We start from the raw sequence: 22,440 nt of genomic DNA on the forward strand, positions 1-22,440 counted from the left end.
GCTGTAGGCTAACTTCTTTAACAGAAAATCCTTCTTCAGTTACCAGTTTTACAGCGGCGATTTTAAATGCTTTATCAAATGAACGTCTTGGCATAATCTAGATCCTCTCTTTCCCTTAATTTATTGTCTAGTTTATTATACCAAGTCCAAACTTATTCTCTTAACTAAGTGTCCAGTTTTTCTTGACAACTCCACTCGGAAGTTATAACAAAAAATCTAGTTTTCTAGGGTCACTTCATACATAGCTCGTGCTCATTTTATATCATTTTTAACTTAGAAGGAATTAATGAACAAAAATATATTATTTGATATTGGAGATGCGGATATAATCCTGGACCAAAAATGAACTTAGAAGGAAAGTCCGTATGTTTTCCCATGAAGAACGTGTAAAAGCCATTCAGTTATTTTTAAAGTACGATTGTTCCTATACTACTAGCATTCGTGAATTAGACTATCCTTCCGTTGGCGCACTTCGCAAATGGTACAAGAAATATTTGATAACTGGAGCGCTTCATCTAAAGCACCGAAAAAAATCAAAGTATTTTGAAGAACAAAAACGAATAGCAGTGAATCATTATTTTGAATATGGTCAATGTTACGCACGAACCATTCGGATGCTTGGATACCCAAATAGAGAGTCATTGCGGCAATGGTGTGAAGAACTGGCGCCCAGGGCTAGAAAACTTCGGAAAAGTGCAATAAAGTTAAACCAAGATCAAAAAAATAACGTGTTAAAAAAATTCTAAGCGCCTCAAACCAACAAAAAACGCTTAGCTGAAGCCGAAGGCATCAGTAGAGTCACTCTGTATCAATGGAAAGGCATGTATCTTGGAAGGGATTTTCCATTGCGTATGCTGGTGAGATCAGAACTGCAAAACCAAACTTATTGAATCGTAATTTTAAAGCGACAAAGCCTAATGAAAAACGGTTGACTGATATTACTGAATTCAAAATCTCGGCAGGAAAAGTTTATTTGTCGCCAATTGTTGATTATTATGATGAAGCTATTATTAGCTGGACAATTGGCACCATGCCTGATGCAGCATTAGTGAATACTATGTTAGATGTTGGACTAGCTATACTTCAAAACCAAGAGCGGCCAATTGTTCATTTTAATCGCGGGGCTCATTATAGATGGCCTGGTTAGATTGAAAGGATGAACAAAGCAAATTTGCCACGTTCCATGTCAAAAAAAGTTTGTTCACCAGATAACACTGCGTGTGAAGGCTTCTTTGGGCGATTAAAGAATGAAATGTTTTACCAACGGGACTGAAAAAACACCTCAATGAATTATATTATGGATCACTTGGATGATTAAATCCAGAGGAATAATAATCATCGGATCAAGTTATCTTTAGGAGGACTAAGTTCTCTTCAATATCGGAAGAAACAGGAATGTAATTGTTGAAAAAGTCAAAAAAAACATCCGTCCCCCCTTTCTTACATTCTACTATCGGGATTCACACCACGATCATAGAACATTTCCTGAACGTCTCACTAACTGAGGTTATAGCTAAGATAATAACCTACAGCTACAATAATCACGTCTTTTTGAAATTGTTTCCCTTTAAAATGGTTCATCTTCGTCCCTCCAGGCTATCTTTTACTTTCATTTTACCCTAAAATAGGTTTATCAAAAAACTTTGCAACAGAACCACAGTGAATAATGTGGGGTCGTTGTTTTTGAGTTGTGGCAAATCAAGTGAAGGTATTGGCGAATGTGAATGTATCTTCTATAATTAAGAAAATATTTTAGAAAAAAGAGGCCATGATGAAATCTTTAAAAGTAGGGACACGAAAAAGTCCATTAGCAATGAAGCAAACAACTCTCGTTATTGAGGAATTACAAAAAATCAATCCTAAGCAGACCTTTGAGATCGTAGGGCTGTCAACAAAAGGGGATAGACAACAACACGTGAGCTTGAGCCAAATTGGTGGAAAAGGTGTTTTTGTGAAAGAAGTGGAATACCAGCTCCAACAAGGAGCCATCGATTTTGCGGTCCACAACTTGAAGGACATGCCCGCTCAATTGCCTGAAGATTTAGTACTAGCAGCTACACCAACACGTGCCATGCCCTATGATTGCTTGATTTGGCGAGAAGAAAAAGAGCCAAAAGAAAAGAATGGGTTGACTATCGGAACCAGCAGCAGTCGCAGAGAACTTCAATTAAGAGCCCTTTATTCTGATATGCATTTTGTTCCAATACGAGGAAAAATAGAAACCCAGCTTCAAAAAATGCACGCGCAAAAAATGGACGGAACTGTTTTAGCTTGTGCGGGATTAGCCAGAATGGATTATTTTTCAAAGATCCCAGCCTATCGCATTTTGACACCAGAAGAATGTGTCCCTGAAGTCGGACAAGGTATTTTAGGTGTTGAATGCCGGAAAAATGATCGTTGTTTAAGAGACTATTTGAAGCAAATAACGGAGCCAAAAACAGAACTGGCAGCTATGGCGGAACGTCATTTTTTAAGACAAATGCAAGGGAATTGTGAAATTCCAATTGGCGGATTTGCACAGTCTACAGATAGCGGCTGGAAATTTTATGGGTTTCTTGCGGAAAATAAAAAGGCCAAAGGAAGAAAGATTTGTTTAACAGGGAGTGATCCACTATCGATAGCGACAAAAGCTTACCAAGCCTTGAAATAACACCTAAGCGTATCTTATTGACTCGAGGAGATGGATTAAACAAAAAAGACCAATTTTTTTGAATCCAAAGGCTATCAAACGGTGATCCAGCCTTTAAGCGAAATCCATTATGAAGAGATATCTGCAGTCACCCAAATGCAATTACGTCAAAGTGAGTGGGTCTTTTTTACGAGTCAAGCTGCTGTCAAGCCGGTTTTAGCTGTGGTTCCTAGAACTATCAAAATTGCGGTTATTGGTGAAAGTACTGCTCAAGCTGTTCGTGGGTGCGGTTTTGATCCAACCTTCATCAGCTCTATCCCAATAAAAGAGGAGATGCTTTTACAGTGGCAACAAGAATACCCGCAAAAGTCAACAATTAGTTATCCAAAGAGTCAATTAGCCAATCAACAAATCGAACAGCTATTATCTGACAAACATGATATTTACAGCTTTATTGCATATACTAACACTCAGCCTAAAGGCAGCAGCCAAGAAATCCATCGATTGTTGAGAACAGGCCAGATAGCGTGTGTTTATTTGACCAGCCCTTCTGCGTGGCATCGATTTTATCCTTTGCTCAAAAAATATCCAGAAACCGACTTGACGATTCTTACGATCGGTGAGACCACGGCTAAGGCTGTTAGAAAACGTGGGTATGAGGCAATAATTAAAGGGAAATGGCATGATCGATAACTATTCAATGAATCAGAAATAGCCTGATTTTTTGGTCCACAAACAAAGCATTCTTAGTTTTGGTGTAGCCTCAGTCAGATTAAAACATTGTCAAAAAAAAAATAGAAGGCCAACTTGACTTTGTTACGAGCAGTAATCAGACGATGCTCGTAACAAGGAAAAGTGGCCAACTTCTATGAGTAGAGTTATACGCTTGCAAGGCTGCTTTTATTCTTAGCATTCGTATCCTTGTACTCATGAAAAATAATTCAAGGAATAAAAAGAGATACAATGGCTGAGAGACAAGTAACATGAGCAATGGGGCTGTGACAATTGTATGGTGCAGCCTCTAAAATACGAATAAGCGGTGTTCCAGGAGTAGCTCTCTCGGAAATACGGCGAACAATCTCAAAAATAAAAGGAGCTATTTTTGGCTTGTCCTTCTTATTTCTCGGAGCTTAGCACTACTGTCACAGCCTTTTTTTATCTTGATGAAATAAGATGACAGGCTTACAACTCCACAGGCTTTCCTTCTTGTAAGGAGCGAAGGGCGGCTTTGGCGATCACAACTGATTTTAAGCCGTCTTGGCCATCAACGATTGGGGCTGTTTTATTGATGACTACTTGATAAAACTCTTTAAATTGATCACGATAAGCTTGTTCATAACGGTCTAAAAAGAAGAAAGGAATTTTATCTTTTAAGCCTCCTTCAACGGTGTCGATCTCCACATTTGTCTTATGATCATTGTAGGCGACCACTTGACCCTTTGAGCCAAAGACTTCGACGCGTTGGTCATAACCGTATTTTGCTTGCCGACTATTGTCAATGACCCCTAAGGCACCATTGGCAAATTTTAAGGTGACGATCGCAGTATCGATGTCGCCTGCCTCACCAATTGCAGGATCTACAAGAACGGCACCATTGGCATAAACCTCTACGACTTCACTTCCGCTTAAATAGCGAGCCATGTCAAAGTCGTGGATCATCATATCATTAAACAAGCCGCCAGAGATTTTGATGTAGCTGATGGAAGGTGGTTCAGGATCTCTTGAAGTGATTTTGATGATGTGGGGCTGTCCGATATTACCAGCCACCACCGTTTCTTGTACTTTTCTAAAATTGTGGTCAAAGCGGCGATTAAATCCTATTTGTAACAGTGCGCCTGCATCCTCGACAGCCTTTAATACTTCTTTGATCCGTTCAAGGCTAGTATCAATGGGTTTTTCACAAAAAATCACTTTACTGTGGGCAACGCCCGCCAAAATGATCTCAGCATGGGTATCCGTTGAAGAAGCGATGACGATGGCCTCTACAGGCGGTTGGGTAAAGATTTCTTTATAATCAGTTGTATAAAATGGGACATTGTACTCCGTTGCTAATGCAGCAAGATTTTTATCATAGGGATCGGCGATAGCAACAATCTCATAAAGCTCTCTCAAAGCAGCGATATTCTTAAGATGCAGGCGTCCAATTCTTCCGGTACCGATAATAGCTATTTTTACTTTCATTTTCATTCCTCCTAAGATTGCAGCAGAAGTAAGTCACTTCTGGAAATAAAATAGAGCATGTGAAAACAACTCCGTATAGTCGTATGATTTTTCGATTTTTTTGGAAAATTTTTTTCCGGTGTCCTCGTCATTTGATGGATGCGACAGAGTGGATGTTACGTCTGCTCTCCTTAATTTTGATAAATCGTTGGGATTTTCTTTAATTCAACAGGTATTGCTTTTTCTTCTTTTTGTGATCGAATGGCCGCATCTGATGCAACCGCTGCAATGTAGCCATCCCAGGCGGTTGGCATGGCTGGTGTATTAAAACGAGTGACCTGATCAACGAAGGCCTGTATTTCTCTATTATAAGCTTCGACAAAGCGTAAACTCCAGTCCTTATGGATGGGATAAGTAATTTCACCATTTTTACGAATCTCAGTACTTTGAACTTCTGGTAAGGAAACACTTCCTGTTTCACCAACGATCCTGCATTGGATATCATAGCCGTACTGGCTATTTAAATTCAATTCGACGGTAATGATCGCACCGCTTTTCATCGTAACGATGGCTAGTTGTGGATCCCGCAGTTTTTTTGCAGGATTCAGTGTGTTTGGCCGAGCAAATTTCATTTCAATACTTTGATAATCCTCATTGAATAAGTAGTGCAAAATATCAATTTCATGAATAAAGGAATCATTGACGACCATTTCAGTCGTAAAATAATTTGTCGGGGCTTTAGCACAGTAATGGCGGCAATTTCCCAACAGAGGCAGACCGATTTCTCCTGCATCGATGACTTTTTTTAGTGCTTGATAGCCGGGGTCATAACGCCGCATAAAGCCAACTTGAACAAAACGATGCTTTTTGGCAACTTCCGTGTCAATGATTTGTTCACTTTCTGCTTCGGTAGTTGTCATCGGCTTCTCAGTGAATACACATTTTCCGGCCTCAATTGCTTTCATGATAGGAGAAAAGTGGGTATCGTTTTTACTGCAGACAAGAATAGCATCTACGTTTTTTGATGCAATCAGTTCTTCTTCCGAAGAAAATACGGTGGCGTCTAATTTGAAGTCTGCTACTGCTTTGTTGGCGGCATCCGCTAAAATATCAAAAACACCAGTGATTTTTGCCCCTTGAATAACTGTTGATATTCTTTCAATATGATCTCTACCAATGGCTCCAGTTCCAATTATTCCCAAATTTAAAACCATGTCCCCATTCCTCCCAATAACTTAATGATGAAAGACTCTTTATTATGGTGCCTTGGTCAAACCAATCAAAATTCCGCCAGCAGCAACTAACAAGACGCCAATCAATGTATATTTTAATTCTTTGGAGGTTTTTGCTTCTTTCAATATCAGCACCCCCCCTAAGGTAGAGATGACCACATTCATTTGTGATAATGTAAAGCCAATGGCTACGCCATTTTTCTCATTTGAAAGCATCATAGCAATGTTGGCAACAGCAAAAATAAGACCAGTTAAAATATTTTGAAGAGATTTTTTTCCAAAAAGATTTGGCGATTTTTCAAAAGAACAAAAAAGAAGAGAGCCTAAAAACATACCGATTGCCTGAGGGAAGACAGCATCCCATCCATTGACGTTGGCAAGTCGTGGAATCACAGCGTATAAAACAAAGGCAGCAGAAGACAACAATAAAATCAAGAATCCTTTTTTCATGTTCACTGTTTCATTTGTTTGGTTAGTTTGAGACTCTTGAAATGCCGTAAAGGCGACACCGATGATAATCAGGATCAAGGCGGTGATGCCCAATAGATACTGCATACTTTTATCCCATTCGTGGAAATATAAAATTCCGACAAGAGAGGTTCCAATCAATTGTGTTCCTGTAGAAATAGGCATTGCCTTTGAAACCCCCATTAGATGGAATCCCTTGATCTGATTGATTTGTCCAAGAGACCAGATGATGCCGCAAGCCAATGAAGAAACGATAAGATTCATCGTCCAAGCCTGTGGTTGATGAATCAAGATGACGCCAATTGAAAAGAGTAATGTCCCCATTGCCATGCCCATTTGTTGATTGGTTGTTTTCCCCCCGATTTTTTGCATGACAAGTGGTTGGATCCCCCACATTAAAGCTGGGACGAGTCCAAGTAGTATGTTTCCCATAATATCCTCCTAATCTATTCCAAATGAATGATTTTTTTCTTCCCCTAAGTTTTAGAGAAAGTTATTGTCTATGTGAAAAGAGTAACATGTATCAGTGGAAGTTTATTTCAAAATCTTGTTTAAAAAAATGTTGGTTTTCTTATGAAAAGCAGTGATCAAAAAGGATAAATTAGAAAATCTTGCGCTAAAAAAGCGCTATTCTTATTTTAAATAGCGCTTGCGGTATTCTTTAGGGGTCAAAGAGACATTTCTTTTAAAGACATTATTGAAATAAGCAGCACTATTAAAGCCCACTGCTAAGGAAATCTCAGTGATCGTTTTTTTGGTATTGAGCAACAATGTTTGGGCTTCACCGATTCGTCGGCGATTCAGGTAATCGATCGTCGAATACCCATAAGCTTCTTTGAATTTATGGGAAAGATAGTAGCGGCTGATGTGCCAATTTTCTTCTAGATATTGCAGTTGGATAGGTTCACTGAAATGTTGATCAATGTAACGCTTGATTGATTGCAAGATGGCACTTTCCTCATTTTTTCTATTGGGCAAAGAGACTGTGTCAGCTAGAATAGTTGTTTTGATGATTTCTAAAAGTGCAGCAAGGATGTTTTGTACAGCAATCTCATAGTGAACGAAGGGATCATCTACAAGAAGAAAAATGGATGAAAATAAGTGCATTAAGAGACCAAAGCAAGCTTTTGTTGCAAAAATTGGTGAAAAGGATTCAGGAATCAAGCTGTTTGCAGGCAATTGCTCTTCATGGATATTTTTGATACCGACACAATAAAGAGCTATCGGATTTTTCTCATTTTGAAAAAGCTCATCATGAACGACACCGCTATTGTAGATGAGCAAGTCCCCTTTTTTGATTGGGTATTGATTAGCATCAATAAAAATCTCGTCATGTCCACTTGTAATTAAAATGATTTCCACGATATCTTTATGAGAATGCAGAATACGAGGATGTGACAAGTCCATCGCTTCAACCTTACTGACATAGGCAAGATAAGGCTGATTCCTTTTGGAAAATGACTGAGATCCGTCTAAAAATAATTGTTTCATGGCATACGTCCTTTTTCTATAGGTTATTTTGTTTCTGTTGCAAAGTTTAACAATTAATACTACTGATCCATTTTATCAACATCTTAAGTTGGAATTCCCAGTAATATGTTGATTTCTGTGGAGAATGAAGAGCCAAATAGATTCCCTTCTTTTCGACTTTTTTGTATATTCCTCGAATCGCTTCCATGCCTTTAATCGTGGTTGAGACAGTAAGTAGGCTTCGATAAAATTTGTTGCGACGCTTGATAGGACGTTGGTCTTGTTCAATCAGATTATTCAAGTATTTTACTGTTCGGTGCTTTGTCTGCTTATAAAATCCATAGTTTTGTAACTTTTTGAAAGCACAAGCAATCGACTGTGCTTTATCCGTCACTAGGAACTTTGGCTCTCCAAATTGCTTGAACAATCTCTTTAGAAACGCATACGCTGCTTGCGCATTGCGCTTTTTTCGTATCCAAATATCTAAAGTTAACCCATCGGCATCGATCGCACGATACAGATAATGCCACTTCCCTTTGATTTTAACGTAGGTTTCGTCCATTTTCCACGAATAGAAGGATTGTCTATTTTTCTTTTTCCAGATTTGATATAGTAGCTTACCGTATTCTTGCACCCAACGAAAAATCATGGTATGAGAAACGTTAATGCCACGATCATAGAGCATTTCCTGAACGTCTCGCTAACTGAGGTTATAGCTAAGATAATAACCTACAGCTACAATAATCACGTCTTTTTGAAATTGTTTCCCTTTAAAATGGTTCATCTTCATCCCTCCAGGCTATCTTTTACTTTCATTTTACCCTAAAATAGGTTTATCAAAAAACTTTGCAACAGAACTAGATAAACTGTCTATAGTCGGATAGACTTCTTCACGTATCCACTCTTTGAAATGATCCTGTAGTTCTTGCAGAGATACAGCGTAATCCTGAACCTGATATTGAAAATCATGATGTGCAGAATCTGACCAATTTTCATCACCATAACCCATTAAATAAGCATCTGAACAATCCTTGCACATAATTTTCAAATACCGGACTTTGGATTAGCTTATCCAAACTATTTTCGAAATCAAACCAACCTATATCATGCTCACCAGTATATTCTAATACATTATTCTCTTTGATCATTAAATTAATTTTTTCGAAGATATCCCTATAGTATTTTTTGACCCATTCTGAAAAGTCAATGTAACTAGTCTTTAATCCATGACCCAAATCAAAACCATTTCCAATAATGTATAAAGTTCTCAATTTGCACTCCTAACCCTCTACTATAAAGCTTAATTGTCAAAGTTAGCATTTTTTCAATAAACAAAAATTACTACTACATTTCTAGTAAAACCATTTTATCAGAAGTATATTTTCTAGTTTTTTTTGGTATAGTAGTTCTCTTTAGAGACTAAAACCAAGTCCGGAATATAAGAATTTTGTTCATGATCACCATTTACACGAACATATTTATTATTAAAAGCCTAGAAACAAAGTCCACTTCTGATTTAATAAACAAATGCATGAAGTTCTTATCAAAGAATGGCAAACTATAAAATACATCTATAACTAGATTGGATTCTTTTGGAACATATCCCGTTGCATCATCTATAATTAAAAATACGAGCTTTCTATCAGGATAATTTTTCCTATATGCCAAAACACTATCTAGATGTTTACCGCAAATTCGTTTACAATTATTAATATATACTTGATAATTATGATGATCCTCTGTTTTACCTGGAATGAAATTTTTGTTTTAGGATCAAAGCTTTTGTCACCTATTGCTAAAATTTTTGCATTCTCAGTTAGGTCCATATTCAAGTTTTTAACTGTTCTTAACGCTCTAGCATCAGCTTCTCTCTGCGGATTTTTCTTTCCTCTTTTAGTTGTTACTATATCATCTACTTCAAAAATTTCAATCATAACTTCATCAGAAAAAAAACGGGTCTGTTGTCCGTATTATCTTCCCAACTCATGGATTTAATTTTTTTAGTAATTCTCTATCACTTTTCGACTTCGCATACAAAATTCCAGATGAATTAATAACATTTTGAAAGATCTCCCATCCCGATTCATCATTAATTAGTTTAAACATAGTTTTCACTCCTTGATGCTAGCTTTTTTACAATCATAGATTGATTTTTTTATTTTTGAACAAAAATCAGTTAATGTTAACAAAAATATAGGAATACCCTTTAGCTGTATCGAGCCTCACGGATGATATCTGGCGAGTTTTTTTGTCTAATACTCTAAAAAATTAACATTATGATAGCGTAATTTATCCCTCAAAATTTTACTGAACTCTCTACAGAGATAGTGTGTTAGCGTAAAATAATTGTTGGAAAACAAAAAAAGAGGTTTCTCCCGATGTGTTAGAATGAAGGTGCTTGAAACCTTAAAACATCATCAAGGAGGAATCTCTTATGAACATTGTACAACAAGCTGCTGAAAAAATCAGTCAAGAAATGGTAAAACAATTTGTTGGTATACAAAATCATGAAGTGAGTTTTACTGATCTTGTTGAAAATATTCAAACGTGCGTCAATGAGATCGGTACCTCCATGGTTGAAACGTTGATTACCGAAGCTGACGCGGCCTTACGTCAGTCCCCTGTTAGAAAACGGGAATGGTATATTCAGCGTAGTGAAGACACAAAAATCTGTGCCACGCTGCTTGGACCAATAGAAATTAGACGTACGTATTACAAACACAAAAAAGATGGCCATTTCTCTTATCTACTAGACGAGTATTTAGACATAGTACCGTATGAGCGTGTTGATTTGGGATTAAAAACCAAAATTCTAGAAACTGCATCTGAGCGATCGTATCAACAAACGGTTACTCAATTTCAACACACAGGAATCACAAGCAAAGAAACCATAAAGAATATGATTCATCGTGTAGATATGGAAAACTTAATCGTCCCTACAAAGAAAAAAAGTAAGACACCCACGGTGCTCTATATTGAAGCTGACGAAGATCATGTTGCTTATCAAGATGGGGTGAACCGTTTTATGAAATTAGTTTATGTTCATGAAGTTTATGAGAAGGATCCTGGGAAATCGACACGGAAAAAGCTAAAAAATTGTCACTATTTCAGTGGTCTGTATCAAGATAGCCAACGTCTTTGGGAAGAGGTATACAGCTACTTAGATGATTCATATAACTTAAAATCAGTAGAAAAAATCTATTTTTCTGGAGATGGAGCAAAATGGATTAAGGAAGGTATGAGATATCTTCCGAAGACAATTTTTGTTTTAGACCGATTTCATGTAGTGAAGTATGTAAAAAAAGCTTGTATAGGTATGCTTTCATGTACGGCTATTCTACTTGATTGGGTCAATCAAAATAAGAAAAAATATGTAAAAGCCTTCTTTAAGAGTCGCTTAGAAGATGGTACGCTTTCAGAGAATCAAAGAAAGAACATTCTCAATGCCCAAAGCTATTTACTCGGGAATTGGGCAGCTATTCAAAAGCAACACAATGAGGATTATATTGGTTGTAGCGCTGAGGGTCATGTGAGCCATGTTTTGTCCTCTCGCTTAAGTTCCTGCCCTTTGGGCTGGAGTAAAACTGGCGCGAACAATATAGCCAAGTTACGCGTATTTCTAAAAAATCAAGGAAAGTTATTGGTCTATTTAGAGAATGAAAACAAAAAAATTCAAAAAGAAACCCGAATTAAGCGTTTGGATAAACGTGTGATTGGACCTAAAAAGGAATTCAATCAACAATTTCTTGCCAAATTCCCTCTGTTAGAAAATGGATTAATTACTGGAGCACGTAATCGAATAGTCAGTGTTATGCAGTAAAGAGCCTTTGTTAGATCAATTTTTCATGGTAAAATTTATTTGATAAATAAGCTACCTGTTCTTTGTAATTGACATCACTACTGGAGGCTCAAAGTGAATATTCTTTGTATTCCTTTAGGGCCGTTAAACGTTCTTTTTGTATCTTTAAAACCTACATTTTCGTATAAATGAATGGCTAATTCATTTTTTACATTTACGCCTAAATAGATACCATTTACTGATGGAAACGTTCTTTTAGCGAACGCTGGTAACTTCTTTAATGCGGAAGTGGCAAATCCTTTTTTCGTATGGAAAGAATCGGTTGAAAATGCCCTAAGTAACAAACTATCTGTATCGTTTGTGTAGTTAAACTTGTCTTTCCCGCTATCTAAAATAAAGAAACAGACTAATTGATCTTTCTCAAAACAAAGTACAGGAAAAAAAGTTTCTGGTGAATCTTTGAGAATTTCTTTGGGCAGTGCGGTATAGGACATATCGTTTAAATGGTAATTCTCAATATTCGTTTGAAATGATCGATTGTATGGGATTAGCTTCATAACAGGATTCCTCTTTATTAATTGATTTTTCGTAGGTATAAAGTACTTTACCTATATTAAAAATATAGCACAATTGTAATTTCTAAAAAGCTACGGCGACTCACTGAACCACTCAACAGTTTCTTACCTAATTTCCTTTGTTGGAAAATAGATTAATTACTGGAACAAGTAAACCAATAGCCAGTGCTATGCAGTAAAAAAACTTAATAAATCAACACTCAATAATAAATTTAATTTTGGAGAAATCTACTTTCCAACAAATTCTTGACACTATCTCTGTAGAGCAAAAGGTTGATATTTCACTGAAATCTTGCTATAATTACTATGTAAAGAGGAGTTGCGCTAACAACTCCCCTACAGCACCGTTTAAGACGGTGGCAGATATTTAAGTTAAAAAATAACCGCTGACCTGCTAAAGATGACGGTTATTTTTTTGTCATTTTTCACTGCTGTTAGGATGCCAAAGATGATCGTTGCGATTAAAGAACCGAAACTAATCATTAGCCCTAATGCTTCAGCTACAGACAAAAGGCTTCTCCTTTCTAAAGAGTGAACACTTACTTTCATAAGCATCACCACCTTTCAAAAAAGCGCCACCGTCACAAACTTTACTGTACTCCTATTATACTATAACCCACGCTAAAAACCTATATTTATCAAGGCTTTTAGCGTTTTTTTATGTCTGAATTCAAGCGAAAGGCTTGTTCCTTCTGTCGCTCCAGCCACCACCTCCGCTCCTTCATAAACCGTGTTGCTGACACAACCCGAAGTGATCGATAGAAAAAAATACCAGGGTCAGGCAGAGATCTCTTGTTCTTTTAGTACCAGAATAGACAAAGCATTCGCAAACTGCAGTAAGCTGGATTGAGAATCATCGACGATCACATTTTTCTGATAATGGATCCGATCACTCACGTGATTGATTGATAATCCGTAGACAAAACGCATCAAAAAAATCTTCCGTCGCCGATCGGTAATTTCTGGTTTATATGGATGGCTAATGGCCGTCAGACCCAAAGAAAACAAGTGGTGAAAATAAAGAAACTCTTGTTTGAACTGCTGATTTTCTTGAACAAAGCTGGAGTGTTTGATTTCTGGTATGTCTTGGTCTAAGAGCGAATACGTTGAATGGATCGGCGGCATCCTCGTCAATCCCATCCTTTCTCTTGAAACAAGATAACTAGAGAGCATCGATCCGATCTCTCCTTTGGTTTTTTCCCAATCGATCACCTCTTTTTCAGGTAATTCAAATTGGTGAACATCAAATAATCGCACATTATTCCTCTTTTCATGATAGGTGATACAAACAGTTGTCGTTTGAACCTGAATTTTATATCAAAAAAGACCTGGGGTTTCCAGGTCTTTTTTCGTCTTTGTTTCTCAAAATGGCAAATCATCATCTGGTAAATCGATGGCCGTGCTGCTTTGTGCAAATGGATTCGTTTCTTGTTTAGGTAGCGGTGGCGGTGTTGGCTTGTTTTTTTCAGCTGTTTCGTTGGATTCATTCGCACGCTGTTCAGACACATCTTTTGATTCCATTAATTGAAACGTCTCTGCCACGACTTCTGTGACATACACTCGCTGTCCTTGTGGGTTATCGTAAGATCTTGTCTGAATGCGACCAGTCACGCCGAGAAGCGTCCCTTTCTTTGCATAATTGGCAAGGGTTTCGGCTGGTTTGCGCCAAATGACACAATTGATGAAGTCAGCTTCTTTTTGACCGCTTTGGTTGGTAAAATTTCGATTCACGGCCAAAGTGAACGTGGCCACTGCAGCACCGTTCGGTGTAAATTTTAATTCTGGATCTCTCGTTAATCTGCCTACTAATACAACGTTGTTGATCATGCTTTACTCCCTACTTTCTTTGCTTTTTTAGGCGCATTGACAAATGATACAAAAGTGATCTGTCCCGTATCGCTCAACTTGATTTTTGCATTATAGGTCGTCTTGTCTGCCTTTTTGATTCCTGAAACCACGGTTTCTTTCCCGACTAACAAATCCTTCAGATTGGTTTTCGTCAATTTTTTCTTCCGGAACTGATCAGATAACGTAAACGTACAGTTGGGATAATTCGAACAACCGTAGAAAGACTTTTTCAACACCACATTTCCGCCACATTTCGGACATTTACCGATCGTCTGCTTATCAGCTTCTTTTTTGACTTCCGCTTGGTAGGTGTGGAAATTCAACTTCTGCACATCATCTGGCACGTGTTCGATCAAATGCACGATAAACTTCTTGATATTAGTAATAAAGGTCTCTTGATTCCCTTCTTTTTTCCCGATTTTCTTTAAGTACGTTTCCCATTTTGCCGTCATTTCAGCACTCGTCAATAAGTGCTGGCTTTCGACTGCCTGGCACAATAATTTTCCTTTTTCGGTGACGATCAATTTATTTTTTTCTACTTTGATATATTCTTTTTGCTTCAGTGTTTCAATAATGCTTGCACGTGTCGCTTCAGTACCGATTCCTTCGACTTCCTGAAGGATTTTGATCGCTTGTTCATCATCTACGGTCTTATTAGCCGTCTTCATTGCTGTAAGCAACGTGCCTTCAGTAAATGGTTTCGGCGGCTGCGTCTCTTTCTCCACGCTTTTAACCTCTGCTTGAATCGCTTTACCGATCATCACAGCTGGTAACGTTTGGCTCTCTTCATTATCCTTGCTTTCCTTGTTGGTATCGGCTTTGAATAAGATCTTCCACCCCTCGACTTTTGGCACTTTTCCCGTCGCTTTGAAACAGAGAGTTGACACCATGGTTTCTATGACAGTTTCTTCATAAGTGTAATCTGGTAAAAACATGGCGATCGTTGTTTTCATGACGAGCAGATAGATTTTCTTTTGTAGATCATCTAATTTGTTGAATACCGACTCACTTGCGACTTGCTTCGTCGGGATAATGGCATAATGCTCTTGCACCTTACTGCCATCGACATATCGCTTTCTTGGCTGATCTTGTGTCATGGGTTCATCTATGGATAAAAAACGGGCATAACTGTCGTAATTCGCTTTTAAGTACTGAAATTCACTGTCTGTAATAAATGGTGTATCTGTTCTTGGATAGCTCAACAATTTTGCTTCATACAGTCCTTGCATGGCTTTCAACGTCTGACTGGCTGTTGCTTTGTACAGCTGATTGATTTTTGACTGCAGGCTGCTCAATGAGAATAAATTGGGACTATTCGTTTTCTTCATTTTTGTTTGAAGATCTTTAATCGTGCCTGGTTGTGTGCCGATTGCAGCGCCCTTAGAAGAAACATAGGAAAGTAGTTCCTCTTTAGTAGAAAAACGTTGTGACGGGCTTAATAGGGCTTTGAACGAGCCATTCGTTGCCTTGATCAATGATTCGATCTCATAAAATGGTTCTTTTTTGAAATGCTCGATCAGTTCTTGGCGTTGATAGATCATGTAAAGCGTTGGCGTTTGTACCCGTCCAAGAGAAAACGTTCCATTTGCTCCTTTCGAACGAAGATTCAACGTGTAAAGCATACTCCCGTTCATGCCAATGAGCCAGTCGGCAATTTGCCGTGTCTGTGCTTCTTGATAAAAAGGATAATAGTCCATACCTGGTTTTAAGTTTTTAAACCCACTGCGAATTACATCTTTTTCAAGACTGTTGATCCATAAACGCTTGTATGTTTTTTTATTAGAAAAAACACCTGATTCATGAATGATCGACCAGGCGATATTTTCCCCCTCTCGATCGCTATCTGTTGCAATAATGATCGTATCGGCTTTCTTTAGCAGTCCGGAAACGATCTTAAATTGTTTTTTCTTGTCAGCTGCGACCTGAAAATCATATTGTTGCGGAAAGATAGGCAATGCATCCAATACCCAATTCTTCCATTTTTCATCATAATGTCCTGGTTCTGCTAATTCGACCAAATGACCGAAGCCAAAGGTGATAAAGGTCTCATCTGAAAAAATTGGATCTTGGATCTCAAAAAAGCCATCCTTCTTCAAGCTATGCTTTAACGCACCAGCATAGGAAGCTGCTTGACTTGGTTTTTCTGCTAAAATTACGGTAGTCAATACGTACACACCTCTTTTTTTGTGATTGATAATCAGTATAACGAAAAATAGTTTAGATTTCTTATAAACCAGGAATCAGGGCGATAAAATTATAAGCACTATGAACGATCATCGATCCATAGGCTTTTTTTGTTTTGAGTGAAACCCACGAATAGACCAGGCTGTTTAAAAAATAGGGCAGTAGAAAAACCTGCCCATGTAAAACAGAAAAAATGAAACTGGAGAAAAAGACTGCAGCTGGTAAATTCGTACGTCGAATCAAAAAAGGCAATAGTTTGACCCGTATCAAGTATTCTTCAATGATCGGTGCCAATACAATAGAGAACGTTGCGGCAGAAATGGAAATTCCGTGTCTTGCTTCAGGAAGTCTAGGAAGATACGTTGAAAAAAATTGTTCGCCGATCCACATACTAAGAAGGGATAGCACCACGGCCATCCCTATTCCAGGTGTTTGACTTGATTTGTGACCGACCGACGATACTTGAATGATTCCTTAAATGGTTTGGTTCGCTCACTTGGATTTCTCTTTGGCGGTGATCGACTTTCATTCGTTTCTTTCCCAATGAAGTACTCCTGTTTCATTCTATTGTATAATTCTTTGTTAGGGATTTGTTGCCCTGATACCAAAGACGGACGGAAAGGTTTGTCTTGTTGTGAAGAGTTATTTTCCTTTTTCAGTTCTTGGAGGATACTGTTTCCTAATCGATAATATATGCCATCCGGCCCGTACATTCGGCCATCGTAAAATGATTTTTTCTCTTTGTTAGGATCTCCCTCACCATAAGTAGCTTTCTTGAAAATGTCTTCCTCTTTTGCCAGCTGTTTGAATTCTTCAAAGTGGCCATTGTCTTTCATCAGTGAATCAATCAGCTGGTTCATTGTTTCTCGACTTTCCGCCGTTAAGTTTTTACTATTCCACTTGCTTTTATTCTCTGGCAGCTGTGCTTTTAATTCCTCAAGCAACAGAAAACTTTCATTCTTTGGTGTTGCCATTTCTGTTTTGATTTCACTACGAAGACCATTTCTTAAATCATTCAATCGTTCCAATTCGCTTGATCGATCAAAAATAAGATTCGCAAAAGTGGACTTCATTTTTTCTAATGTTTCATCGGAACGTTGGCCTTTTCGTTCATAGCGATTATGCTCTTTAACAAAAATCATTTCACGGGTAGGTTCAACTTCTGTCGTCGCAAAATGCACGTGAAAGTGACCTGTATTGTAGTGGATCTCACCTACACTGATGGTCGATCCATTTAATTTTTCTTTCTCATAAAGGACGTTCATCATTTTTCTACCGGCCATGATCAACGGTTCCCTTTTTAATTCATTTGAATATGGATTGTAGATGCCTGCTTCAATCAATGCTTTTGTATCGAAAGACACCACATCTTGAAACAATACAGATTCATTTTTGTTCGCTCGATCGAATAATTCTTTGTATTGTTCAACTTCTTGTTGCGTTAAATCATCATTGTTGAAATCAAACATCCCTGTATTCAGCGACCATATTTTTTCTTGCGTTTCTTTTTGCATGATATCTATTTGTGCTTTTGATAAAGTCGAATAATCAGCGAGACGCTTGTTGATCTCACCTAATGATACTCTTTCTTCAGCTGTCAATTTTGATTGAGCGAGTAACGCATTTTTTCGATCCATATAATCCAAATAGCCTTCAAATGATTGACTAGGATCGTCATTTGTCATTGCTGTTTCAAAGTCAGAAAGATCTTTTTCTTGATACACTTTCTTATCTTCTCGATCCATATACTTTACATACTCAGAATCAAACGAAATAACAAAACCGCTCATTAAGTTTATATAAGAGCCAGCAGATTGTGCCATGTGATCACCTCGTTCATTTAAATGCCATCAGATTCAAATGCACGATACAAAAGCGCATTATTCGTATCGACGTATTGTTGTAGAATGTGCTTAAAATCATCCAAACTATCTTTAATCGCATCAACTTCTCGATTATTCGTTAGGTCATTGATCATTTCATTTTGAAGAATCTGATTGATCACTTCGTTTCGAGTGACTTTCTTTCCTGTATTAAAGGTTTGTTTCTTAGCACGCTGTTCAAGGTACGCAACCAACGGCTCGTTTTCAATTATTAAAGTAAATCTTGGCATGAGAAAACCTCCAGCTATTTAATCATTTTGAATCTTATGAGTGCCTAAAAGAGTGAGAATAATGAAAGAGCATAAGGTGAACGCACCACTCTCATGGAGAGAGTGGGAAAATAGGCTGTGCCTATTGCGTTTCAAGACCTTTAGAGAAGTCACCACACCCCTTTTTTTAATGGCACTCAGCTACCACTACCGATGGCACCTAGGTGGTACTTTTTGTATAAAGTGCCACCTAGGTGCCACCATCAACCCTCAATTATTTTGGTAAATATTGGGAAACAATATCATTAAAATCACGTTCTTTTTTGACATCTTCTTGAACAGATTTGACCTTTTTCTTTTCTTCTTTCTTTGATTCGTCCTTCCTATTTTTAAAGCGATAGTTCTTATTTCGAACAACTTTCTTACTCATTGTGACTGCTTCTTGATAAACATCAGAAGAAAAAAGTTCTTGTATTTTGGTATGATCTTGCTCCAATTTTGCATTGGTCATAATCTCTAATAAAGACAAAGAATCCAATACTTTTTTTTCGAAATTTATTTCTTTTCTCACCCGATTAAGTAATTCAAGCAGCGCATATCGAATCATCGGACTGTCTTTAATATCCTCGTCAACGGGCAAATAGGTTTTTAATTCTTTCAAAGCATCTTCATGTTCCGTATCTAAAAATACCGGAATTCGTTTCTTTGACATGCTATCTCACACACCTTTTTTGAGTTCGTCAATTTTCGATTCAATCAACTGAATCGTCTTTTCGATATCAGAAATTTTGGTTTGATTATCTGAAATGTTCCCTTTAAATGATTCAATCGTATTCTCCAAACTGGTGATTGAGTCTTCCGTTTTTGCTAACTGCTCCCCGACTTGATATTCTTTTTCTTCAGTGAAAGAAGCAATTTTTTCTCGTGTATTTTTGATTTCTTCGATAAGAGATTTGTTCTCTTCCTCAATCATTTTTCTGGTTAGCTGCTGTAATCGAATATCATTTTCAAGTCCGCTGATTTTCAATTCAGCTTGACTTAAAGTTGAAAGATCACTTTTAACGATCGTCGATTTTTCTTGGGATCCATACAGACTAAGCGCTGATTCATCGGAATCTTTGGATCGTTTATACGTAACATCAAACCGCAAAGCGCCGAATTCATCGTCGATATTTTGTGCTAAAAGAACAAAATAATTTTCAGAAACGGGAATTACTTCTATTTTTAACGGTGTATTGATCTCTTCTTTTGTGACGACAGTTGCCTTTGTAACTGGCTCTCCATCAGATACAAGATCGACTTCTGAATCGACATAAATATCCATTCGATAACTTTTACTAACTGGTGAATATTGTTTTTTTAGTACGGTGACCTCTCCTGCATCAAAAGGAATTGGCTTTTCAACTGACGATTCCGAATACGCATTTGCGGGTTTTGATAGCACAGCTTGTCCGATGATCGATAGAAATAAAAAACCAAAAGCCATTAATATTTTGGTGTATGTTTGTGTCTTCGTTCGAAAATGTTTTTGTTTTATTTTCGATTTCATTTCCTTTACTGAAGAAATAAAGTGAGAGATTTTTCCGAAAATAACCATCATTCATTCCCCTTTTTTAATTTGGTATTTGTTGCGATCAGCTCATAATGATCGATTTGATTAGAATCACTGACGTGCGCAGATGCTACATAAACAAGAACTTGATTTGAATCCAATCCTTCATACACGAGATCAAAAACGACGAAATAGGTTTGATCATCGTTCGTATAAACACTTAAATCTTCTACGCTCATTTTGGCATCTTCATTGTCCATATCCCCAATCGATTGCGTCATTTCTTGGTTATATTCATCAGTAATCAACTTCTTTTCGTTCAACAGCGAGACACGATCTTTAAGAAATGGTTCATCTTTTGTGTTGAAATAGGTCGTCACAAAGTCTTGCACAACGGCACTTTTTTATCAATTGATTGATTTGTTTGTTCACTCTCAACGGTTTCTGATGCCTGATTTTCAGTGGGATCAACAGTGCTGCTATTGTCCGGCTCCGAATGGTTTTCTTCAATAGATTGTTCAATTTTAGGTTCTGAAACAGCTTCTGATTGTTTGCTTGAATACCAGATAAAGAGTCCAAAAACTCCCCAGCTAGCTAATAAACCAAGTATTAAAATACCGCTCAATCGTTGATAACTCATGATCTCAACTCCTTGTTTTTGTTTTCTTCTTGGAAATAGTCCATTCGATAAATACGTGGCTCATCTTCCATTTCAAATCGTATGCCGTGACGATTATAATGATTGATCAAATCTTCTTTCTCTGCTTCTTTATAAGATAGGAAGACGGCTTCTCTTTGTAATTCTTTCCATTTTCCAAAGACTTGTTTTACAATACCTAGTCCTAAAACGAACAATAAGTATGCTGGTTGAACGACAAAAGAGAAGACTAACAAGAAAGTATTGAATCCTCCAAATAAGCCGAAAGCCATAATATTTGTAAATATACGACTGGCCTTGAGCTTATCATTTATCAGGAAAGAAATAGTAAGTAGAGCCAACATAATAATAAAAGTCGTATAAGCGAACACAATATTTTGATAAGCTTCTTTTGTAATATGACTACCAAAAAAAGCATTTATTTCGCTAACTGTTAACGTGTAAATAGGTAGATAACACCCGACTAAAATGACGTAGTCGATCAAAATAAAACTATTCCTCAGCCATTTGTACTTATTAAGTTGTCGATAAAAGTCTGTTTTTTTTAGCTCTTCGAACCATTTGTTTTGGATTTTGATTTGTAAATGCTCTTCTTTCAGTTCATGTTTCCACTGTTTAAAAGCTTCTTTTATCATGTTGTTATGCTCCTTTGCTATGACTTATTTAGGCGTGCCATAGCCCATAATATACTGACTGGTCTTGCCGTAATTGCGCTCTTTCGTGCTGTCTCCTGAGTTTCCTTCCAACGTATAGACCGTTCCGTTTGAGTAGCTTTTTACGATACCCACATGGTCACTGATGCCATCTGCGTCCCAATCAAAGAAGATCACCCAACCATCTTTTGGTTCCACACCGACTGGCTGCCATTCATTTTTTTGTTTGAAATTTTGAATACCTGTTGGACAGTAAGCGAATTTTTCCATGTTCACATTTGCTTTTGCGGCCACATAGGAAACAAAGACTGCACACCATTCCACACGGCCACCATAGCCATACCATGACCAATATTTTTGTCCTCCAACATGCAAACCTTCATCGATTTCTGCTTGAGCGACTTTAGCCATATCACTGCTTCCGCCAGGAAGACCGGAACTTTTCGGCGTTAGATATTGTTTAACGATCATGGCATAAAACATATTTCCATAGTCATAACGATAGGTATAACCGAGGTTTACCGCCACCGGATTCGTGTAGGTCACTTGTACGCCGTGAGCGTATTTATTCGAAAAAGCGATCGCTCGATTTAAGTCGTAATTGTTTGTAGAAAAGGACAAGAAACCTGGGCCAAAATTATAGGCCTGAATGAGATTTAACAAATCCATATCCTTATGTGCTTTAACCAAACTAGCGAAATACTTTACACCGACTTCAATGCTCGTATAAGGATCTGAAATCGTGTTAGGAGCATTTCCTTGTGACTCACTGGACTGCATGACATCTGGATAACGAATGGCATTTCCTTGCGTCTCCGCTTCAATAATGCCAAGTAAGGGATCCACCATATCAGGGATCCCGTTCTTCTCTGCTTCTTTTGTGACCTTATCCTTCCATTGCATCGTCATTTCCGAGACACTTATTCCGCCACCACCTATTTCAGTAGACGTCGTTTGTGAAGCGCCACCGATAAATATCACAAGAAGCAATCCGGCTACCACAATAACTAGAGCAGTAAAAACAGCGGTTGAACTACCTAAAAAAGCAAGTAAGAGTTGGATTTTCTCCTTCTTACTTGCTTTTCCAGCCAATAATTTAATTATTTTCGATTTCATTTTA

At 37.7% G+C, this 22,440-nt stretch carries 25 protein-coding genes and 4 pseudogenes; 5 read left to right on the forward strand and 24 right to left on the reverse strand.

Translation table 11 applies throughout. From position 1 onward, the window contains the following. On the reverse strand, positions 1–94 hold a 94-nt coding region (locus FJU10_RS16765; protein WP_140966450.1), incomplete at its 3' end, for a transposase. Positions 95–365: 271 nt separating this feature from the next. Between FJU10_RS16765 and FJU10_RS19885 the strand changes: the two genes are divergently transcribed. Together FJU10_RS19885 and FJU10_RS19890 are read left to right on the forward strand one after the other, a co-directional pair. Beyond that, on the forward strand, positions 366–746 hold the full coding sequence (locus tag FJU10_RS19885) for a hypothetical protein (protein WP_411268846.1): 381 nt from the start codon (positions 366–368) through the stop codon (positions 744–746). A gap of 101 nt (positions 747–847) precedes the next feature. Continuing rightward, positions 848–1,240, forward strand: a pseudogene (locus FJU10_RS19890) (DDE-type integrase/transposase/recombinase); the annotation flags it as partial. Positions 1,241–1,458: 218 nt separating this feature from the next. On the opposite strand, the pseudogene FJU10_RS16775 reads toward FJU10_RS19890, so the two are convergent. Further along, positions 1,459–1,581: pseudogene (locus FJU10_RS16775) on the reverse strand (IS6 family transposase); the annotation flags it as partial. Between the two features lie 190 nt (positions 1,582–1,771). Between FJU10_RS16775 and hemC the strand changes: the two are divergent. Further along, entirely contained in the window at positions 1,772–2,650 is an 879-nt protein-coding gene (gene hemC, locus FJU10_RS16780) for a hydroxymethylbilane synthase (RefSeq protein ID WP_140966451.1), read from the forward strand. Positions 2,651–2,719: 69 nt separating this feature from the next. Beyond that, positions 2,720–3,322: pseudogene (locus FJU10_RS16785) on the forward strand (uroporphyrinogen-III synthase); the annotation flags it as partial. A gap of 489 nt (positions 3,323–3,811) precedes the next feature. Here the strand turns inward: FJU10_RS16785 and iolG are convergent. The 8 genes and pseudogenes from iolG to FJU10_RS16825 form a co-directional block, all read right to left on the reverse strand. Continuing rightward, positions 3,812–4,810, reverse strand: coding sequence for an inositol 2-dehydrogenase (gene iolG / locus FJU10_RS16790; protein WP_140966453.1), 999 nt, complete (start codon positions 4,808–4,810; stop codon positions 3,812–3,814). Positions 4,811–4,980: 170 nt separating this feature from the next. After that, positions 4,981–6,003, reverse strand: coding sequence for a Gfo/Idh/MocA family protein (locus tag FJU10_RS16795; protein WP_140966454.1), 1,023 nt, complete (start codon positions 6,001–6,003; stop codon positions 4,981–4,983). A 42-nt stretch (positions 6,004–6,045) separates the two neighbouring features. Then, positions 6,046–6,921 (reverse strand): GRP family sugar transporter, encoded by an 876-nt coding sequence (locus tag FJU10_RS16800; protein WP_140966455.1) that lies wholly within the window; start codon positions 6,919–6,921, stop codon positions 6,046–6,048. A gap of 201 nt (positions 6,922–7,122) precedes the next feature. After that, positions 7,123–7,980: an AraC family transcriptional regulator gene (locus tag FJU10_RS16805; protein ID WP_140966456.1), complete on the reverse strand. Its 858-nt coding sequence runs from the start codon at positions 7,978–7,980 to the stop codon at positions 7,123–7,125. A gap of 83 nt (positions 7,981–8,063) precedes the next feature. Next, positions 8,064–8,743, reverse strand: a pseudogene (locus tag FJU10_RS16810) (IS6 family transposase). Between the two features lie 33 nt (positions 8,744–8,776). Continuing rightward, positions 8,777–8,968 (reverse strand): hypothetical protein, encoded by a 192-nt coding sequence (locus FJU10_RS19510; RefSeq protein ID WP_140966457.1) that lies wholly within the window; start codon positions 8,966–8,968, stop codon positions 8,777–8,779. Continuing rightward, complete coding sequence (locus tag FJU10_RS19515) at positions 8,955–9,230, reverse strand: AbiH family protein (protein ID WP_140966458.1); 276 nt, start codon at positions 9,228–9,230, stop codon at positions 8,955–8,957. Before FJU10_RS19515 ends, FJU10_RS19510 begins: the two co-directional genes overlap by 14 nt. 405 nt (positions 9,231–9,635) lie before the next feature. Continuing rightward, a complete protein-coding gene (locus tag FJU10_RS16825) occupies positions 9,636–9,893 on the reverse strand; it encodes a hypothetical protein (protein WP_140966459.1) in 258 nt (85 codons plus the stop codon). Between the two features lie 542 nt (positions 9,894–10,435). On the opposite strand from FJU10_RS16825, the gene FJU10_RS16830 reads away from it, so the two are divergent. Then, positions 10,436–11,779, forward strand: a complete 1,344-nt coding sequence (locus tag FJU10_RS16830) for an ISLre2 family transposase (RefSeq protein WP_411268847.1) — start codon at positions 10,436–10,438, stop codon at positions 11,777–11,779. Between the two features lie 77 nt (positions 11,780–11,856). Here the strand turns inward: FJU10_RS16830 and FJU10_RS16835 are convergent, their stop codons facing one another. The 14 genes from FJU10_RS16835 to FJU10_RS16900 all read right to left on the reverse strand — a co-directional run bounded on the left by FJU10_RS16835 (position 11,857) and on the right by FJU10_RS16900 (position 22,436). Next, positions 11,857–12,315, reverse strand: coding sequence for a GNAT family N-acetyltransferase (locus tag FJU10_RS16835; RefSeq protein ID WP_140966461.1), 459 nt, complete (start codon positions 12,313–12,315; stop codon positions 11,857–11,859). A gap of 390 nt (positions 12,316–12,705) precedes the next feature. Beyond that, complete coding sequence (locus FJU10_RS16840; protein ID WP_140966462.1) at positions 12,706–12,882, reverse strand: putative holin-like toxin; 177 nt, start codon at positions 12,880–12,882, stop codon at positions 12,706–12,708. A gap of 228 nt (positions 12,883–13,110) precedes the next feature. Next, the gene (locus FJU10_RS16845) at positions 13,111–13,590 is read right to left on the reverse strand and encodes a transcriptional regulator (RefSeq protein WP_140966463.1); all 480 of its coding nucleotides are present in this window, start codon (positions 13,588–13,590) and stop codon (positions 13,111–13,113) included. Positions 13,591–13,695: 105 nt separating this feature from the next. After that, positions 13,696–14,160 carry a single-stranded DNA-binding protein gene (ssb, locus tag FJU10_RS16850; RefSeq protein ID WP_140966464.1) on the reverse strand — a complete coding sequence of 155 codons (465 nt, stop codon included), beginning with the start codon at positions 14,158–14,160 and terminating at the stop codon, positions 13,696–13,698. After that, a complete protein-coding gene (locus tag FJU10_RS16855; RefSeq protein ID WP_140966465.1) occupies positions 14,157–16,346 on the reverse strand; it encodes a DNA topoisomerase 3 in 2,190 nt (729 codons plus the stop codon). Before FJU10_RS16855 ends, ssb begins: the two co-directional genes overlap by 4 nt. A 61-nt stretch (positions 16,347–16,407) precedes the next feature. Next, positions 16,408–16,782, reverse strand: a complete 375-nt coding sequence (locus FJU10_RS16860; protein ID WP_140966466.1) for a CPBP family intramembrane glutamic endopeptidase — start codon at positions 16,780–16,782, stop codon at positions 16,408–16,410. 2 nt (positions 16,783–16,784) lie between these two features. Next, positions 16,785–18,188, reverse strand: coding sequence for a MobP2 family relaxase (gene mobP2 / locus FJU10_RS16865; RefSeq protein ID WP_223273113.1), 1,404 nt, complete (start codon positions 18,186–18,188; stop codon positions 16,785–16,787). A gap of 17 nt (positions 18,189–18,205) precedes the next feature. Continuing rightward, the gene (locus FJU10_RS16870; protein WP_005237637.1) at positions 18,206–18,478 is read right to left on the reverse strand and encodes a hypothetical protein; all 273 of its coding nucleotides are present in this window, start codon (positions 18,476–18,478) and stop codon (positions 18,206–18,208) included. 253 nt (positions 18,479–18,731) lie between these two features. Further along, positions 18,732–19,169: a hypothetical protein gene (locus FJU10_RS19120; protein ID WP_170924071.1), complete on the reverse strand. Its 438-nt coding sequence runs from the start codon at positions 19,167–19,169 to the stop codon at positions 18,732–18,734. A gap of 6 nt (positions 19,170–19,175) precedes the next feature. Further along, positions 19,176–20,054: a hypothetical protein gene (locus tag FJU10_RS16880; protein ID WP_223273114.1), complete on the reverse strand. Its 879-nt coding sequence runs from the start codon at positions 20,052–20,054 to the stop codon at positions 19,176–19,178. Further along, positions 20,054–20,290, reverse strand: coding sequence for a hypothetical protein (locus tag FJU10_RS16885; protein WP_140966485.1), 237 nt, complete (start codon positions 20,288–20,290; stop codon positions 20,054–20,056). Before FJU10_RS16885 ends, FJU10_RS16880 begins: the two co-directional genes overlap by 1 nt. A gap of 95 nt (positions 20,291–20,385) precedes the next feature. Beyond that, positions 20,386–20,649, reverse strand: coding sequence for a hypothetical protein (locus tag FJU10_RS16890; RefSeq protein WP_140966468.1), 264 nt, complete (start codon positions 20,647–20,649; stop codon positions 20,386–20,388). After that, positions 20,646–21,302, reverse strand: a complete 657-nt coding sequence (locus FJU10_RS16895) for a hypothetical protein (RefSeq protein ID WP_140966469.1) — start codon at positions 21,300–21,302, stop codon at positions 20,646–20,648. The genes FJU10_RS16890 and FJU10_RS16895 overlap by 4 nt, the downstream gene beginning before the upstream one ends. Positions 21,303–21,326: 24 nt before the next feature. Beyond that, the gene (locus FJU10_RS16900; RefSeq protein WP_140966470.1) at positions 21,327–22,436 is read right to left on the reverse strand and encodes a lysozyme family protein; all 1,110 of its coding nucleotides are present in this window, start codon (positions 22,434–22,436) and stop codon (positions 21,327–21,329) included. Positions 22,437–22,440: the final 4 nt, after the last annotated feature.

It is taken from the genome of Enterococcus sp. OL5 (assembly GCF_006491895.1).
GTDB classification, from domain to species: Bacteria; Bacillota; Bacilli; order Lactobacillales; family Enterococcaceae; genus Enterococcus_D; species Enterococcus_D innesii.

What these genes read in the sequence shown, in the direction of transcription:
- FJU10_RS16885 (WP_140966485.1), bottom strand. Translation starts at nt 20,290, where the DNA reads ATGACGCAATCGATTGGGGATATGGACAATGAAGATGCCAAAATGAGC.
- ssb (WP_140966464.1), bottom strand. Translation starts at nt 14,160, where the DNA reads ATGATCAACAACGTTGTATTAGTAGGCAGATTAACGAGAGATCCAGAA.
- iolG (WP_140966453.1), bottom strand. Translation starts at nt 4,810, where the DNA reads ATGAAAGTAAAAATAGCTATTATCGGTACCGGAAGAATTGGACGCCTG.
- FJU10_RS16830 (WP_411268847.1), top strand. Translation starts at nt 10,436, where the DNA reads ATGGTAAAACAATTTGTTGGTATACAAAATCATGAAGTGAGTTTTACT.
- FJU10_RS16880 (WP_223273114.1), bottom strand. Translation starts at nt 20,054, where the DNA reads ATGGTTATTTTCGGAAAAATCTCTCACTTTATTTCTTCAGTAAAGGAA.
- mobP2 (WP_223273113.1), bottom strand. Translation starts at nt 18,188, where the DNA reads ATGGCACAATCTGCTGGCTCTTATATAAACTTAATGAGCGGTTTTGTT.
- FJU10_RS16805 (WP_140966456.1), bottom strand. Translation starts at nt 7,980, where the DNA reads ATGAAACAATTATTTTTAGACGGATCTCAGTCATTTTCCAAAAGGAAT.
- FJU10_RS16900 (WP_140966470.1), bottom strand. Translation starts at nt 22,436, where the DNA reads ATGAAATCGAAAATAATTAAATTATTGGCTGGAAAAGCAAGTAAGAAG.
- FJU10_RS16870 (WP_005237637.1), bottom strand. Translation starts at nt 18,478, where the DNA reads ATGCCAAGATTTACTTTAATAATTGAAAACGAGCCGTTGGTTGCGTAC.
- FJU10_RS16795 (WP_140966454.1), bottom strand. Translation starts at nt 6,003, where the DNA reads ATGGTTTTAAATTTGGGAATAATTGGAACTGGAGCCATTGGTAGAGAT.
- FJU10_RS19885 (WP_411268846.1), top strand. Translation starts at nt 366, where the DNA reads ATGTTTTCCCATGAAGAACGTGTAAAAGCCATTCAGTTATTTTTAAAG.
- FJU10_RS16890 (WP_140966468.1), bottom strand. Translation starts at nt 20,649, where the DNA reads ATGAGTTATCAACGATTGAGCGGTATTTTAATACTTGGTTTATTAGCT.
- FJU10_RS16860 (WP_140966466.1), bottom strand. Translation starts at nt 16,782, where the DNA reads ATGGCCGTGGTGCTATCCCTTCTTAGTATGTGGATCGGCGAACAATTT.
- FJU10_RS16800 (WP_140966455.1), bottom strand. Translation starts at nt 6,921, where the DNA reads ATGGGAAACATACTACTTGGACTCGTCCCAGCTTTAATGTGGGGGATC.
- FJU10_RS16840 (WP_140966462.1), bottom strand. Translation starts at nt 12,882, where the DNA reads ATGAAAGTAAGTGTTCACTCTTTAGAAAGGAGAAGCCTTTTGTCTGTA.
- FJU10_RS16895 (WP_140966469.1), bottom strand. Translation starts at nt 21,302, where the DNA reads ATGATAAAAGAAGCTTTTAAACAGTGGAAACATGAACTGAAAGAAGAG.
- FJU10_RS16835 (WP_140966461.1), bottom strand. Translation starts at nt 12,315, where the DNA reads ATGAAGCTAATCCCATACAATCGATCATTTCAAACGAATATTGAGAAT.
- FJU10_RS19120 (WP_170924071.1), bottom strand. Translation starts at nt 19,169, where the DNA reads ATGTCAAAGAAACGAATTCCGGTATTTTTAGATACGGAACATGAAGAT.
- FJU10_RS16825 (WP_140966459.1), bottom strand. Translation starts at nt 9,893, where the DNA reads ATGATTGAAATTTTTGAAGTAGATGATATAGTAACAACTAAAAGAGGA.
- FJU10_RS19510 (WP_140966457.1), bottom strand. Translation starts at nt 8,968, where the DNA reads ATGGGTTATGGTGATGAAAATTGGTCAGATTCTGCACATCATGATTTT.
- hemC (WP_140966451.1), top strand. Translation starts at nt 1,772, where the DNA reads ATGAAATCTTTAAAAGTAGGGACACGAAAAAGTCCATTAGCAATGAAG.